The 14,898-nt window shown below is 69.8% G+C and carries 13 protein-coding genes; 10 read left to right on the top strand and 3 right to left on the bottom strand.

Annotated elements, in window-relative coordinates; translation table 11 throughout:
• Positions 1-393: 393 nt before the first annotated feature.
• The 5 genes from AC0IY1_RS09140 (at position 394) to AC0IY1_RS09120 (ending at position 3,451) form a co-directional block, all read left to right on the top strand.
• Complete coding sequence (locus AC0IY1_RS09140) at positions 394-1,881, top strand: DEAD/DEAH box helicase (protein WP_055952981.1); 1,488 nt, start codon at positions 394-396, stop codon at positions 1,879-1,881.
• 144 nt (positions 1,882-2,025) lie between these two features.
• On the top strand, positions 2,026-2,211 hold the full coding sequence (locus AC0IY1_RS09135) for a YegP family protein (protein ID WP_471769043.1): 186 nt from the start codon (positions 2,026-2,028) through the stop codon (positions 2,209-2,211).
• 150 nt (positions 2,212-2,361) lie between these two features.
• The gene (locus AC0IY1_RS09130; protein WP_055952987.1) at positions 2,362-2,658 is read left to right on the top strand and encodes a hypothetical protein; all 297 of its coding nucleotides are present in this window, start codon (positions 2,362-2,364) and stop codon (positions 2,656-2,658) included.
• 189 nt (positions 2,659-2,847) lie between these two features.
• A complete protein-coding gene (locus AC0IY1_RS09125) occupies positions 2,848-2,976 on the top strand; it encodes a hypothetical protein (protein WP_280137543.1) in 129 nt (42 codons plus the stop codon).
• A gap of 79 nt (positions 2,977-3,055) precedes the next feature.
• Complete coding sequence (locus AC0IY1_RS09120; RefSeq protein ID WP_103709365.1) at positions 3,056-3,451, top strand: acyl-CoA thioesterase; 396 nt, start codon at positions 3,056-3,058, stop codon at positions 3,449-3,451.
• A 28-nt stretch (positions 3,452-3,479) separates the two neighbouring features.
• Here AC0IY1_RS09120 and AC0IY1_RS09115 read toward each other — a convergent pair whose 3' ends face one another.
• Entirely contained in the window at positions 3,480-4,628 is a 1,149-nt protein-coding gene (locus tag AC0IY1_RS09115; RefSeq protein ID WP_103709290.1) for a zinc-binding metallopeptidase family protein, read from the bottom strand.
• Between the two features lie 403 nt (positions 4,629-5,031).
• On the opposite strand from AC0IY1_RS09115, the gene AC0IY1_RS09110 reads away from it, so the two are divergent.
• From AC0IY1_RS09110 to AC0IY1_RS09100, 3 genes are read left to right on the top strand one after another with little or no spacing between them, the layout of a single operon-like run.
• Entirely contained in the window at positions 5,032-8,316 is a 3,285-nt protein-coding gene (locus AC0IY1_RS09110) for a transglutaminase family protein (RefSeq protein ID WP_471769042.1), read from the top strand.
• Positions 8,313-10,832 carry a circularly permuted type 2 ATP-grasp protein gene (locus AC0IY1_RS09105; protein ID WP_471769041.1) on the top strand — a complete coding sequence of 840 codons (2,520 nt, stop codon included), beginning with the start codon at positions 8,313-8,315 and terminating at the stop codon, positions 10,830-10,832. The genes AC0IY1_RS09110 and AC0IY1_RS09105 overlap by 4 nt, the downstream gene beginning before the upstream one ends.
• Entirely contained in the window at positions 10,829-11,746 is a 918-nt protein-coding gene (locus AC0IY1_RS09100; RefSeq protein WP_471769039.1) for a transglutaminase family protein, read from the top strand. The genes AC0IY1_RS09105 and AC0IY1_RS09100 overlap by 4 nt, the downstream gene beginning before the upstream one ends.
• Positions 11,747-11,774: 28 nt before the next feature.
• Here the strand turns inward: AC0IY1_RS09100 and mntR are convergent, their stop codons facing one another.
• On the bottom strand, positions 11,775-12,227 hold the full coding sequence (gene mntR / locus AC0IY1_RS09095) for a manganese-binding transcriptional regulator MntR (protein WP_471769037.1): 453 nt from the start codon (positions 12,225-12,227) through the stop codon (positions 11,775-11,777).
• A 106-nt stretch (positions 12,228-12,333) separates the two neighbouring features.
• Positions 12,334-13,221, bottom strand: a complete 888-nt coding sequence (locus AC0IY1_RS09090) for a LysR substrate-binding domain-containing protein (protein ID WP_245436049.1) — start codon at positions 13,219-13,221, stop codon at positions 12,334-12,336.
• An 80-nt stretch (positions 13,222-13,301) separates the two neighbouring features.
• Between AC0IY1_RS09090 and AC0IY1_RS09085 the strand changes: the two genes are divergently transcribed.
• Both AC0IY1_RS09085 and pdhA read left to right on the top strand, forming a co-directional pair.
• Complete coding sequence (locus AC0IY1_RS09085; protein ID WP_055953008.1) at positions 13,302-13,613, top strand: FtsB family cell division protein; 312 nt, start codon at positions 13,302-13,304, stop codon at positions 13,611-13,613.
• A gap of 143 nt (positions 13,614-13,756) precedes the next feature.
• Positions 13,757-14,851: a pyruvate dehydrogenase (acetyl-transferring) E1 component subunit alpha gene (pdhA, locus tag AC0IY1_RS09080; protein WP_082513052.1), complete on the top strand. Its 1,095-nt coding sequence runs from the start codon at positions 13,757-13,759 to the stop codon at positions 14,849-14,851.
• Positions 14,852-14,898: the final 47 nt, after the last annotated feature.

Genomic DNA, 14,898 nt, shown 5'->3' with positions numbered 1-14,898 from the left:
CTGAAGCGCCGGGCGGTCCGGCGCGTGGGATGAGGTAACACGCCAGTGTTGCCGCCGCGTCAATCCGTTCTCTGGCCATTCCGCCCTTTGGCCGGCGGTGGACGCGGACCGGTTCCATCGTCGGCGGCGTGGCCATTGACTTCGCAACCGCGAAGGATCATATCGCAGGTGCAGCGTCAGCGGCCTTCATGGTTCCGCTTGAGAGGGCTGCGTGACGGATTGCCGGATCGCTTCTGCGGGCCCCGCGCGACCTGAGCCCCTCTCTTCAACGTGCATGCACCCGGACTGCCCCAGCACGCGGGCGGCTCCAGCTCAACGGACCGACCACCTCTTTCGACGATTCCCCTCCCCACGAGGGCGTCCGGCACGGTCCCGCTGCCTGAAAGTTACTCCTTGACCCAATTTACCGATTTCGGCCTCGCCCAGCCCGTGCTGCGCGCCCTGGAAGAGGCGGGCTATAAGAGCCCGACCCCGATCCAGGCCCAGGCCATCGCCCCCGCCATGCAGGGCCGCGACCTCTGCGGCATCGCCCAGACGGGTACCGGAAAGACCGCGGCCTTCGCGCTCCCGATCCTGCACCGCCTCGCCGAGACCCCGCGCCGGCCGATCCGCCGCGGCTGCCGCGTACTCGTGCTGTCGCCGACCCGCGAGCTCGCCAACCAGATCGCCGAGAACTTCTCCGATTACGGAAAATACCTCTCGTTCACCAACACCGTGGTGTTCGGCGGCGTCACCATCTCCCGCCAGGAGAAGGCGCTGGCCAACGGCGTCGACATCCTGGTGGCGACCCCCGGCCGCCTGATGGATCTGATCGAGCGTCGCGCCCTGACCCTCGAGGCCGTCGAGATCCTCGTCCTCGACGAGGCCGACCAGATGCTCGACCTCGGCTTCATCCATGCCCTCAAGCGCATCGTGAAGATGCTGCCGCGCGAGCGCCAGAGCCTGTTTTTCTCGGCCACCATGCCGAAGAACATCGCCAGCCTCGCCGACCAGTACCTGCGCGATCCCGTCCAGGTCGCCGTGACCCCGGTGGCCACCACGGCCGAGCGGGTGACCCAGGAGGTCATCTTCGCCCATACCGGCGCGAAGCAGGCCCTCCTGAACCACATCCTGCGCGATCCGGCGATCGAGCGCGTCCTCGTCTTCACCCGGACCAAGCACGGCGCCGACCGCGTCGTCCGCGGCCTGGAAAAAGTCGGGATCAACGCATCGGCGATCCACGGCAACAAGTCCCAGCCGCAGCGCGAGCGGGCGCTGGCCGCCTTCAAGGACGGTTCGTGCCGGGTGCTCGTCGCCACCGACATCGCCGCCCGCGGCATCGACGTCGAGGCGGTGAGCCACGTCATCAACTACGACCTGCCGAACGTGCCGGAGAGCTACGTCCACCGCATCGGCCGCACCGCGCGCGCCGGGGCGAACGGGCTCGCGATCTCGTTCTGCAACGACGAGGAGAAGGCCTACCTGCGGGACATCGAGCGCACCACGCGCCAGAAGATCCCCGTGGCCGGCTTCCCCGAGGGCTTCAGCCCGCCGTCGCGACAGGAAGCGGCCGACACTGCCCAGGCCGAGGAGCGCCGCCCGGCGCCGAACGGCCAGCGTCCCGGTCAGCGCCAGGGCCAGCGCCCGAGCAGCCGCCCGGGTGGCCGTCCCGGCCAGGGGCGTGGCTTCGAAGGTCGCGGCGGTGAGAACCGTGGCGGGTCCGGACGCCCGAGCCGTTCCGACGGCGCCGCCCGTCCGCAGGACGGCCGTGGCGATCGTCGACCGGCTGCCCAGGGCGAAGCCCGCACCGAGCCGCGCGGCGAGCGCCCCCGGGCTCCCCGCCCGCAGGGCAGCGGCGAGGGTCGCGCCATCGGCTGGCTGGATCGCGGCCCGCGCTCCTGATCCCTCCGCCTGACGTTTGAGAGCGCCGTCCCGGCTTCCGGGGCGGCGTTTTCGCGTCCGGTCCCCGAGGCATTGCCAAGGCGCGGCGCGGGGCCACATCACAGGAGCCGGGCGGCAGGCCCGGCGTCTTCGGAGGCTTCGGCGATGCGGTTTGAACTCTACCGGGATCCCGCTGGCGGTTGGCGCTGGCGCCTGCGGTCACAGAACGGAAACGTCGTCGCAGATTCGGCCGAGGCCTATGTGCGTCGTGAGGATTGCGAGCACGGTATCGCCCTGGTGAAGGGCAGTGCTGCCGCCCCAACTGTCGACATGACCCTGAAGATCGCCTGACGAACGCCGCGCAGGGCTTCGTTGACCATCACGGCAACGCTTGGGGGGCAGAGGGAAACGCTTTCGCCCCTCGTGCGTTTGCTGCATCCGGGCCTCGTGACGAGGGATGCCGGGGAGTCGAGACTCGACAGAATTCAGGGAGTTGAGAACGTGCTGAGGAAACTCGTGCTGGCCGCGCTGCTGGCCCTAGGCTTTGCCGCCACCGCGCCACAGGGCGCTTCGGCCGCCCCCGTCGGTCCTGCCCTTGCCCTGCAGAGCGAGGCTGCCCCGGCCGCGGTGCAGACGGTCCAGTATTATGGCTATGGTCGCCGCTTCTATGGCCCGCGTCGCTTCTATGGCCCGCGTCCGTTCTACGGCCGGCGTTACTATGGCCCGCGCCGCTTCTATGGCCCGCGTCGGTTCTACGGTCCGCGTCGCTTCTACGGCCCGCGCCGGTTCTACTACTAAGAATTCGGTCGCGTCCGGTGACGGACGCGCCGCCCAGGACGGCCCGGCTCCCGTTTCGGCGGGGGACGGGCCGTTTGCGTTTTCAGCAGTAAATTTCACCTCGATGGCTGTGAACGACCCGCAACAGGCGATAAGTTGCCGCAACAGATGACGGCCGGCGTCGGATCGGCGCGCATTGGAGGTTACGCCATGAACGTCCTTGCAGCCCGCCGCGCCGAGGCGCGCGCGCTCTGGGAGTCGATCCCTCTCGAGGTCTTCCTGTCTGCCGGCGCGATCATCCTGGCCGGTGCCCTGAAATATGCCGAGGTGATGCCCTGAAGGCGGTCGCGATGCCTCGGCAACGGGCCCGGCATCGGCCTACAGTGCGGGCGGTTGAGGGTGGGAGATGAGCGGGATCATGGCGGAGACGGACGAGGCGCGGCGCCCGAGTGGTGACCTGACGGTGCGCACCATCGCGATGCCGGCCGACACGAACGCCAACGGCGACATCTTCGGCGGCTGGGTCATGTCGCAGATGGATCAGGCCGGCGGCATCGCCGCCGTCGAGCGATCGCAGGGCCGGGCGGTCACGGTCGCGGTGAATGCGATGACCTTCATCCGCCCCGTACGGGTCGGCGACGTCCTCTGCGTCTACACCCGGATCGACCGGGTGGGGCGAAGCTCCATGAAGATCGAGGTCGAGGCCTGGGCGCGACGCTTCCGCACCCAGTTCCGCGAGCAGGTGACGGAAGCGACCTTCACCTTCGTGGCCATCGACGACGAGGGCCGGCCCCGCACCATCGAGCCGGCCTGATCGCTCGGATCCGGTCGGTACTGGTCCCTCAGGCGTTGGGGGCCGCCACCTTCTGGCGCAAGCCCGTGATGACGGCCTTCAGGACAGCCGTATCGGCATCGGGGCTGCCCATGCAGCGGACCGATTCGATCCGTTCGTGCACGAAGGACAGCTTGGCGATCACCGCTGGCGTCAGCTTGAACGGGAACAGGGCCGGCTGGCCCATGCTGCGACTCAGCGAGTTCACCGCATAGGTCAGGGGCAGCCACGCCTCCACGATCCGGCTGAAATCCGTCGTCCGGTAGGGATCGAAGTCGATCACCACCGGCTCGGACGAGCCGTGGCGCAGGCGCGGGCGCACGTGCATCTCGAAGGTGCTGGCGGTCTCCAGCGTGTCGACGATGTGGAGATACTGTGCCCACGTCTCTGCGAAATCCTCCCAGGGATGCGCGGTGGCGTAGGCGCTGACGTAACTCTCCTCCCAGTCCGGGGGAGCTCCGTGCGCGTAGTGGCGCTGCAGGGCGCCGGAATAGTTCAGTCGCTCGTCCCCGAACAGGGATCGGAATGTCCACAGGCTCTGGTCGAAGCGCACCAGGACGTTCCAGAAGTAATGTCCGATCTCATGACGGAAATGCCCAAGCAGGGTGCGGTAATACTCGCCGAACAGCATTCGCCGGCGCTCGCGCTCGACGTCGTCGGCCTCCGCGATGTTGAGGGTGATGAGGCCGCTGCGATGGCCCGTGAGGACCGGCGGCCCGATCTGATAGCTCTCGGAGGGGTCGACCAGGAAATCGAAGGCCAGACCCGTGGTGGGGTTCTCGTCCCGGGTCATCAGCGGAAGGTCGAGGCGCAGGAGCGAGTAGAACAGCCGGTGCTTGGCGGCCTCGATCTGGCGCCAGCGGGTCAGGTTCCAGGCGATGGAGAGGTCCGGCACCACGTGGTTGTGCCGGCAGGTGATGCAGTAGCGGTTCGGAGAATCCTCGGGAATCAGCCAATTGCAGGCGTCGTGATCGGCGTTGGCGCAGAAGCGGTACTTGCGGCCCGGATTGGCATAGGCGTGCCAGAGGCCGCCGACCGGTTCCACCGCCGACATTTCGTGGACGTCGCAGACATAGCCCAGCCGGCGCTCGCAGCTCTCGCAATGGGTGCTCTCGAAGCTGATCGGCTGGTCGCAAGCCTGGCACTGGAAGATTTTCATGGAGCCGTCGGGAGACGCCTTTCCTGTCCGCCCACGGAGCGTCGCATACCGCCCGTGAAGGAACCTTCTTAGCCTATCCGCACGCAATAGGGTGGCAAAGCGTGGGGGAAGACCGAAGTTCCGGCTCCCAGGCCCGGCCGGGATCGCGGAACCGCCGGAGCACGAAACTTGCAGGCCACCACGAGACATCCCCGTCCTGGCCATCCGCCGGCGCGCGGACGGGGCCGTCGCCGGGTGACCTTCCGGGTTCCCGCGCGCAAGGGCATCGCTTGCGGGTCTCCGTTGGCGTATGTCTCTGGTGAAGCTTTCTTCGGAGCACCGCAGGGTGGTGCCCCGTCCCTCCGCCGCCGGCGCGTGCCGCTTTGCCCGCCCGGCGCCCTGTCCAGTCACAGCGGGAGCCCCCGTGTCGATCAAAGCCGCCCTGCACCACGTCACCCACTACACCTACGATCGGCCGATCACGCTGGGGCCTCAGGTCATCCGCCTGCGCCCGGCACCGCATACGCGGACCGCCGTCCCGGCCTATTCGCTGAAGGTTCTGCCCGAGAACCACTTCATCAACTGGCAGCAGGATCCGAACGGCAACTGGCTCGCCCGGCTGGTCTTTCCGGAGAAGACCACCGAGCTGAAGATCGAGGTCGACCTCACCGCCGACATGTCGGTGATCAATCCGTTCGACTTCTTCGTCGAGGATTATGCCCAGACCCGCGGCTTCACCTACGCGGACGACCTCACGGCCGAGCTCAAGCCCTACCTCGTCCTCGACGACGCCATGGCGCCGGAGGTGGACGCCTTCCTGGAGCACCTGCCGGCCGAGCAGAACACGGTTCTGTTCCTCGTCGCCCTGAACGCCCAGGTGGCGCAGGCGATCACCTACGGCGTCCGCATGGAGCCCGGCGTCCAGACCGCCGCCGAGACCCTGACCCTGAAGAGCGGCTCCTGCCGCGACTCGGCTTGGCTGATGGTGCAGATCCTGCGCCGCCTCGGCATGGCGGCCCGCTTCGTCTCCGGCTACCTGATCCAGCTCATCCCCGACACCACCGCGGTCGACGGGCCGGCCGGCACCACCACGGATTTCACCGACCTCCACGCCTGGGCCGAGGTCTATCTGCCCGGCGCCGGCTGGATCGGCCTCGACGCCACCTCCGGCCTCCTCTGCGGCGAGGGTCACATCCCGCTGGCAGCAACCCCGCACTACGCCTCCGCGGCGCCGATCTCCGGCCTGGCCGAGCCCGCGGGCGTCGAGTTCGGCTTCGAGATGACGGTGACCCGCGTGGCCGAGGCGCCCCGCATCACCAAGCCATTCTCCGAAGAGGTCTGGTCGGCGATGGACGCCCTCGGCGACCGCATCGACACCGACCTCGCCGAGCAGGACGTGCGCCTGACTATGGGCGGAGAGCCGACCTTCGTCTCCATCGACGACTTCGAATCGCCCGAGTGGAACGCCGCCGCCGTCGGCCCGACCAAGCGCGGCCTCGCCGACAAGCTGATCCGCCGCCTGCGGGATCGCTTCGCCGCCGGCGGCATGCTGCATTACGGCCAGGGCAAGTGGTATCCGGGCGAGAGCCTGCCGCGCTGGGCCTTCGCCCTGTACTGGCGCCGGGACGGCGTGCCGATCTGGAAGGATGCCGGCCTGATCGCCCCGGAGGACGGCCCGCGCGACGCCAACATCCACAGGGCCAAGGCCCTCATCGACGGCGTCGCCAAGCGCCTGGGGCTCGGGGCCTACGTCTTCCCGGCCTTCGAAGACCCGGTCTACTGGTACGACAAGCGCGACGAGCTGCCCCCCAACGTCACGACGGCGGAGCCGCACTATCCGAACCCGGAAACCAATGCCCGCATGGCGCGAGTCTTCGCGCGCGGTCTCGGCGAGGCCGCGGGCTACGCCTTGCCGCTGGCGAGCCTGCCCACCGGCAAGGAGAGCGATTCCGACCGGCTCTGGATCTCGGAGCCCTGGGAGTTCCGCCGCGGCCACGCCTTCCTGACGCCGGGCGACTCGCCCGTGGGCTACCGTTTGCCCCTGTCCTCGCTGCCGTTCGTGCCGCCGGAGCACTACCCGTACTACCAGCCGCAGGACACGCTGGAGGCCCGCGATCCGCTCCCCGAGGGTCATCCCGGCACCAAGACCGTCAACGGCTCCGGCGTGATGGGCGTCGCCGTGCGCACCGCCTTCGCGGTGGAGCCGCGCGACGGCATCCTGCACGTCTTCATGCCGCCGCTGCAGCGGGTGGACGAGTACCTGGAGCTCCTGGGCCATCTCGAGGCGACGGCCGCCGAGCTGAAACAGCCGCTCCACATCGAAGGCTACGAGCCGCCCTTCGATCCGCGCCTCAACGTCATCAAGGTCACCCCCGATCCGGGCGTGATCGAGGTCAACGTGCATCCCGCCGCGGGCTGGCGCGACGCCGTGCGGATCACGACGGACCTCTACGAGGATGCCCGGCAGATCCGCCTCGGCGCGCAGAAGTTCATGACCGACGGCCGCCACACCGGTACGGGCGGCGGCAACCACGTGGTGCTGGGCGGTGCGACCCCCGACGACTCGCCGTTCCTGCGGCGGCCCGACCTCCTGAAGAGCCTGGTGCTGTACTGGCAGCGCCACCCGGCCATGTCCTACCTGTTCTCCGGCCTCTATATCGGCCCGACGAGCCAGGCGCCGCGCATGGACGAGGCGCGCCACGACGGACTCTACGAGCTCGAGATCGCGATGGCCCAGGTGCCCAAGCCCGAGGAGCCCAACATCCCGCGCTGGCTCGTGGACCGCATCTTCCGCAACATCCTCGTGGACGTCACGGGCAACACCCATCGCTCCGAGATCTGCATCGACAAGCTCTACTCGCCGGACGGACCGACCGGCCGCCTCGGGCTCCTCGAGTTTCGTTCGTTCGAGATGCCGCCGGATCCGCGCATGAGCCTGGCGCAGCAACTGCTGCTGCGGGCGATCGTCGCCTGGCTCTGGCGCGAACCGCAGGAGGGTGGCTGTGTCCGCTGGGGCACGGGCCTGCACGATCGATTCATGCTGCCCCACTTCCTGTGGGCCGACTTCCTCGGCGTGCTGGAAGACCTTCGGGCAGCCGGCTACGACTTCGACCCGGCGGCCTTCGTGGCGCAGCGCGAGTTCCGCTTCCCGGTCTTCGGGACGGTGGAGCAGGGCGGCGTGAAGCTGGAGCTCCGCCAGGCCCTCGAACCCTGGCACGTGCTGGGCGAGGAGGGCGCGATCGGGGGAACGGTGCGGTACGTGGACTCGTCGGTGGAGCGGCTGCAGGTGAAGGTCGAGGGCTACGTGCCCGGTCGGCACATCATCGCCTGCAACGGCCGGCGACTGCCCATGACCGGCACCGGGACCGCCGGTGAGGCGGTGGCGGGCCTGCGCTTCAAGGCTTGGCAGCCGGCCTCGTCGATGCACCCGACGATTCCGGCGCACTCGCCGCTCACCCTCGACATCCTCGACGCCTGGAGCGGCCGGTCGCTGGGCGGCTGCCGCTACCATGTCAGCCACCCGGGCGGACGCAACTACGAGACCTTCCCGGTGAACACTTACGAGGCGGAGGGGCGTCGCCTCGCGCGCTTCCAGGCCCACGGCCACACGCCGGGCAAGATCGCGATGCCACCCGAGGAAACCAACCGCGAGTTCCCGATGACGCTCGACCTCCGGACTCCCGCACCCCCGGGCTTCACGTCCCCATGAGCGCAGCGGCCGCAGCGGAGAGTCAGGGACGGGCCGAGCGCCTCGCGCGCTGGACCTCCGCATACCGGCCGCACCAGGGCGTTCCCGACGAGCTGATGGACGCGGACGGCCGCCCGAAGGGAGCCTGGCCGCGGTTCCTCGACCAGCTCGGCGGCATGGACGAGGTCGAGATCGGCGCCCGCTTCATCTCGGCGGTCCGGCGCATCCGCGACACTGGAATCTCCTACCGGATCTACGGCGACAAGCGCGAGCATGCCTGGCCGCTGGGCTCGCTCCCGCTCGTCCTGGAGCAGGCGGATTGGGAGACACTGAGCGCCGGCATCGTCGAGCGTGCCGAGCTCATGGAGACGATCCTCTCCGACATCTACGGACCGGAGCGCCTCGTGGCCGAAGGCCTGCTGCCGGCCGCGGTGGTGGCGGGCAGCCCGGAATTCATGCGTCCCCTCGTCGGCGTCACGCCGCCCGGCGGCCGCTTCCTCAAGCTTTATGCCGCCGACGTGACGCGCGGACCCGACGGGCGCTGGCGGGTGCTGGCCGACCGGACGCAATCGCCCTCCGGGCCCGGCTACGCCCTGGAGAACCGGCTCGTCCTCACCCGCGCCTTCCCGGACCTTCACGCCGACCTGCAGGTCGAGCGGCTGGCCTCGTTCTTCCAGGCTTTCCGCGATGGTCTCGCGGTGGGTGCGCAGCGCAGCGATCCGCGCATCTGCCTGCTGACCTCGGGCGTCTTCAGCTCGACCTACGTCGAGCAGGCCGCGCTCGCCCGCTACCTCGGGCTGCTCCTGGTGGAGGGCGACGACCTCGTGATGCAGGACGGGGCCCTGCACATCCGGACGGTCTCCGGCCTCAAGCGGGCGGACGTGCTCTGGCGGCGCATCGACTCCGATTACCTCGACCCCCTGGAGCTCAACCCGGCCTCTCGCCTCGGCGTCCCGGGTCTGGTGGAAGCCCTGCGCAACGGCAACCTGGTGGTCGGCAACATGCCGGGCTCCGGCATCCTCGAATCCGGCGCGCTCGCGGCCTACCTGCCCGGCATCGCGCGGCATTTCCTCGGACGTGGCCTCAAACTCGACGGGCCGAAGACCTGGTGGTGCGGCGATCCGCAAGCCCTGGCCGAGATCCGCGACAGCCTCGCCGGCCTGAGCCTGCGCCCGGTGGCGACGCCGCCGAAAGGGGCTGTGCGCGACGCGATCCTGGCCCCGCACGCTCTCGATGCCGCGCGTGATCGCCTCGGTGCGGCCCTGCGCGACCGGCCCTTCGACTACGTCGCCCAGGAGACGATGCCCCTCGCCACCATGCCGGGCTGGGAATCCACCGGCGGCTCCCTGCGCCTGGTGCCGCGTCCCTTCGTGCTGCGGGTCTTCGCGGCAGCGACGCCGGAGGGCTGGCGCGTGATGCCGGGCGGCTTCTGCCGCATCTCGGAGCGGCCCGACGTCGAGCCTCTGGAGATGCGCGCCGGCATCAAGTCGGCCGATGTCTGGATCCTGTCGCGCGATCCGGTGGAGGCGGTCTCCCTGATCCAGACCGGGCCGGCGCGGGTGCGCCGGATCGCCGGTCACCTGCCGTCGCGGGCCGCCGACAACCTGTTCTGGTTCGGGCGCTACGTCGAGCGGGCCGAGGCGGTGATCCGTCTCGTCCTGGCGCATCTCGGCAATGTCGGGTCCGGGGTGATCGCCGACCGGGCGGGCGACGCGAAGGCGCCCACCGCGCTGCGGATCCGGGCGCTCCTCGACGAGTGGGGGGCGATCGCGGCGCCCGACCTGCCCACCGCCGCCTTGGCGCAGCAGGCCCTCGGCGGCCAAGAGACTTACGGCTCGGCCCTGCGCCACAGCCTGTCCGCGCGGATCAACGCCGCCACCCTGCGCGAGCGTCTCTCCGGCGAGGCCTGGCGGGCGCTCGCGGACCTGAAGGAGGTCCTGGAGATCGAGGCCGGGCGGGCCCTGCCGGAGGCGCACCTCCTCGGCCTCGCCGAGCGGGCCCTCAGCCACATCGCGGCGCTTTCGGGGCTCGCCCAGGAGAACATGAACCGCACCACCGGCTGGCACTTCGTCGATCTCGGTCGCCGGATCGAGCGCGCCATCAACACCCTGACCTTCGCCACCCGCTTCGCCGGGGACGGTGCCACCGCCGAGGACCTCGGCGTGATGCTGTCCCTGTGCGATTCGCACGTCTCGTTCGGCGCGCGCTATCTTCAGGGGGTGGCCCTCGACCCCGTGCGCGACATGGTGCTCCTCGATCCGTTCAATCCGCGCTCGGTCGCCTTCCAGCTGGAGGCGATCACCCAGCATCTCGGCCAGCTTCCCGTTCTGCGGGCCGACGGATTGCCCGAGCCGCATCAGCGCATCGCCGCCAGGCTCGCGGCCGAGTTCGCCACCGGTGAGGCGGCGGAGTTCGACGGCGCCGCGCTGATGCGCCTGGAGAATGAGGTTGAGGGCCTGGCCGACGCCGTGGCCACCCGCTACTTCCCCAACGGGCCGCATGCCCTGCGGCCGGAAAAGCTCGTGGGGCTCGCGTGATCTATACGCTGCGCCACCTCACCACCTACCGCTATGCCCGCCCCGTGCGCTTCGCCCGCTGCACCCTGCGCCTGCGCCCGCGCGACGGGGAGGGTCAGACGGTGTTGGAGAGCAGCCTCACGATCACGCCCGATCCACGGACCCGCATCGTCCGGCGCGACTATTTCGGCCTCGACGCCACTGCGGTCACGATCGACGCGCCCCATACCGAGTTGCGGGTCGAGGCCCTGTCGCGGGTCCGGGTCGAGCGCGATCCGCTGCCGGCGCTGGAATCCGGCGCCCCTTGGGAGCAGGTGCGCGACGAGGCGGTGAACGGGCGCGGCCTCAGTCCGGACCGTCCGGTTCACTTCCAGTTTCCGAGCCTGCGGGTGCCGCTGGTGCCGGAGGTGACGGATTATGCCCGGGCGAGCTTTCCCCCGGGCCGAAGCGCCTTTGGCGGTGCCTTCGACCTGATGCAGCGCATCCGGACGGACTTCACCTTCGACGCCAAGGCCACCACCGTGCACACGCCCCTCGCCGAGGCCTTCGCGCTCCGAGCCGGCGTCTGCCAGGACTTCACCCACATCATGATCGCGGCCCTGCGCGGCCTCGGCCTGCCGGCTGCCTATGTCAGCGGCTACCTCCGGACGATCCCGCCCGTCGGGCGCCCGCGCCTGCGCGGCGCCGATGCGAGCCATGCCTGGGTCTCGGTCTGGTGCGGGGACGGCTGGATCGGCCTGGATCCCACCAACGGCATCGGCATGTGCGACGATCACATCGTCGTGGCCCGCGGCCGCGACTACACCGACGTCTCCCCCATCGACGGCATCGTGTCTTCCTCGGGCCCGCAGAAGCTCAAGGTCGAGGTGGATGTGGTGCCGGACGGCGAGCCGATGCCCGAGCCTGCGGCCCCGCTCCAGGCCACCCCGGCCTGACAGGTCGCACCAGATTCCGAGGGTGGCCCTAGGCGGATCGGGCCGTGAACAGGCGGAAGGCTTCCAGGGTCTCGGCGCTGACGTGATGCTCGATGCCCTCGGCGTCGCGGCGGGCGATCTCGGGGCTCACCCCGAGCGCGCAGAGGAACTGCTCGACGATCCGGTGGCGCTCGCGGCTCTGCACGGCCAGAGCGAGCCCGGCTTCCGTGAGGAAAACGCCCCGATAGGGGCGCTGCTGCACGAGGCCGTCCTCGGCGAGGCGCTTGAGCATCTTGGCGACCGTCGGCTGGGCCACGCCGAGGCGCGCGGCGATATCCACTTGCCGCGCCTCGCCGCCATCGCCGATCAGGTCGGCGATGAGCTCCACGTAATCCTCCACGAGTTCCAGCCGGCGGGCCTCGCGGGCCTGCCGGAAGCTCTCCACGTGGACGTCGGGATCGACCAGGGAGGTGTCGGGCGCGGAGGAAGTCGAATCCTGCATGTGGCCGGCGAACTCCCCCGAACGATGGTGCCCCCGAATGGGGGCCCAAGCCGGTTTGTACCGAAGCCGCGCCCCGGATGGGAGCCCCCGGGGTCCGAAAGCCGCCTCAACCGCGCAGGTGGGCCACAAAATCCCGCGTGAACCGGGGCAGATCGGCCAGCGAGCGCAGGCAGATCGTGAGGTCGCGGAGGGCCCAGGCATCCTCCAGGGGCACGATCGCGAGGGCCATGGTGCGGGCGGCCCGGGCCGCGGTAGTCTCGGGCACGATGCCGAGCCCGACATCGCAGGCGACCAGCCGGCAGATCGCGTCGAAGCTGCGCAATTGCACGCGGAGGCGCATCGGCGGCCGGCCCGTGCGCGCGGCCTTGTCGGCGAGGAAGCGGGTGAGGGCGCTGGTCCGGTCCAGGCCGACCAGGGGATGCTCGATCACCTCCGCGAAGGCGACGGAGGCCCGCGCCGCCAGGGGGTGCGCGGTGGCCGCCACCATGACGAAGCGGTCCTGCCGGAACGGATAGGTCTCCAGGGCGCCGGTATCGACGGTGCCGGCGACGATGCCGAGATCGGCCGAGCCTTCGGCCACCAGCCCGACGATCTCGTCCGAAGTCCGCTCCTCGATGTCGACGCTGACGCCGGTCTGACGGGCCAGGAAGGCACTCAGGACCTCGGGCAGGAATTCAGTGAGGGCGTTGGTGTTCGAGACGAGGCGGATCTGCCCGACCGTACCGCCCGAGAAGGCGGCGAGGTCCTCCTGCATCCGCTCGATCCGGTCGAGGAGCCCACGGGCATGGGCGAGGAGCGACCGCCCCGCGGGCGTCGGCACCACGCCCTGGCGCCCCCGCGTCAGCAGGGCGGCCCCGAGGGTCTCCTCCATGGCGCGGATGCGCACGGAGGCGGCGGCGAGGGCAAGGTTGGCGCGCGCCGCGCCGTGGGTGATCGAGCCCGCCTCCACCACGTGCCGGAACAGCGAGAGATCGACCAGATCGAAGCGCATCATCGGCTGTGCGGCTCCCTCCGCATGGTGATCTTCGTCGGAGCGTCAGGACTTCCTTAACCCTGTGCGCGCATCGTGCCCGCATGGTGGTCCGTCGTCGCGTCCGTGCTGTTCTGATGCCCCTCGGCCTCTACGCCGTGTCGGGCCTCGTCGTGGGCTTCTTCGTGCATCAGGCCGAGAGCGGCAACCGCGGCCTCGAGGCCAAGCGCGCCCTGAAGGTCCAGGCCCGGGCGCTCAACCAGGAGCTCAACGCCGCCAAGGCGGACCGGGCGATCTGGGAACACCGGGTGGCCCTCCTGCGCAGCGACCAGATCGATCGCGATCTGCTGGAGGAGCGCGCCCGCGTCATGCTCGGCCGTGTCCACGCCAACGACGTGGTGATCATCGATCCCTGAGCGGTCGCGGAACCGCGAAACCTTTCGCCTGCGCAGGCGCTTCGTCGCTGACAACTTCCCGCTTCTGTCGGGTCGGCGGCCTCGCTTTCACTCCGGGCGTGCCCTAGAACCCCGGGTGAACAGATGGTCCCGGGGAGTTGCCGATGGATGCCGCGAAGGATGCAGGCCAAGCCGCCTCCGACACAAGCCGGGCGGAGGCTCAGCGATCCGGGGGGGCGATGCCCACGGGCGCGGCCGCGACCCACGCGCCGGCCCCGAACGCGCCGCAGTTCACCCGCGAGGAAGACCTCCACGCCTATCACGAGATGCTGCTGATCCGGCGCTTCGAGGAGAAGGCCGGCCAGCTCTACGGCATGGGCCTGATCGGCGGCTTCTGCCACCTCTATATCGGCCAGGAAGCCGTCGTCATCGGCATGCAGATGGCCTCGGTCGACGGCGACCAGGTGATCACCGGTTACCGCGACCACGGCCACATGCTCGCCTGCGGCATGGATCCAAAGGGCGTGATGGCCGAGCTCACCGGTCGCCGCGGCGGCTACAGCCGCGGCAAGGGCGGCTCGATGCACATGTTCTCCCGCGAGAAGCAGTTCTTCGGCGGGCACGGCATCGTCGGCGCCCAGGTCAGCCTCGGCACCGGCCTGGCCTTCGCCGACGCCTACAAGAAGAACGGCAATGTCAGCCTGACCTACATGGGTGACGGCGCGGCCAACCAGGGCCAGGTCTACGAGAGCTTCAACATGGCGCAGCTGTGGAAGCTGCCCGTGGTCTACGTGATCGAGAACAACCGCTATGCCATGGGCACCTCGGTAGCCCGCGCCTCCGCGCAGACCGACTTCTCCAAACGTGGCATCTCCTTCGGCATTCCCGGCGAGCAGGTGGACGGCATGGACGTCCGCACCGTGCGGGAGGCCGCGACCCGGGCGATCGAGCACGCACGCTCGGGCGAGGGCCCCTACATCCTCGAGATGCAGACCTACCGCTACCGCGGCCACTCGATGTCCGACCCGGCCAAGTACCGGACGAAGGACGAGGTCTCGAAGATGCGCGAGGAGCACGATCCGATCGAGATGGTGCGCAAGCGCCTGATCGAGATGCACGGGGTGCCCGAGGCCGAGCTCAAGGCCACAGACGCCAAGGTGCGCGAGACCGTGAACGAATCCGCCGAGTTCGCGACGCACGATCCGGAGCCGGATCCCGCCGAGCTGTGGACCGATATCCTGCTGGAAGCCCGCGCCTGACCCCTCTCCTGTGCCGGAGACGGGGGCCGCACGCCGCGCCCGCGGCC

Source organism: Methylobacterium sp. AC690, assembly GCF_979256535.1.
This window is presented reverse-complemented; position numbering and strand designations above follow the sequence as displayed.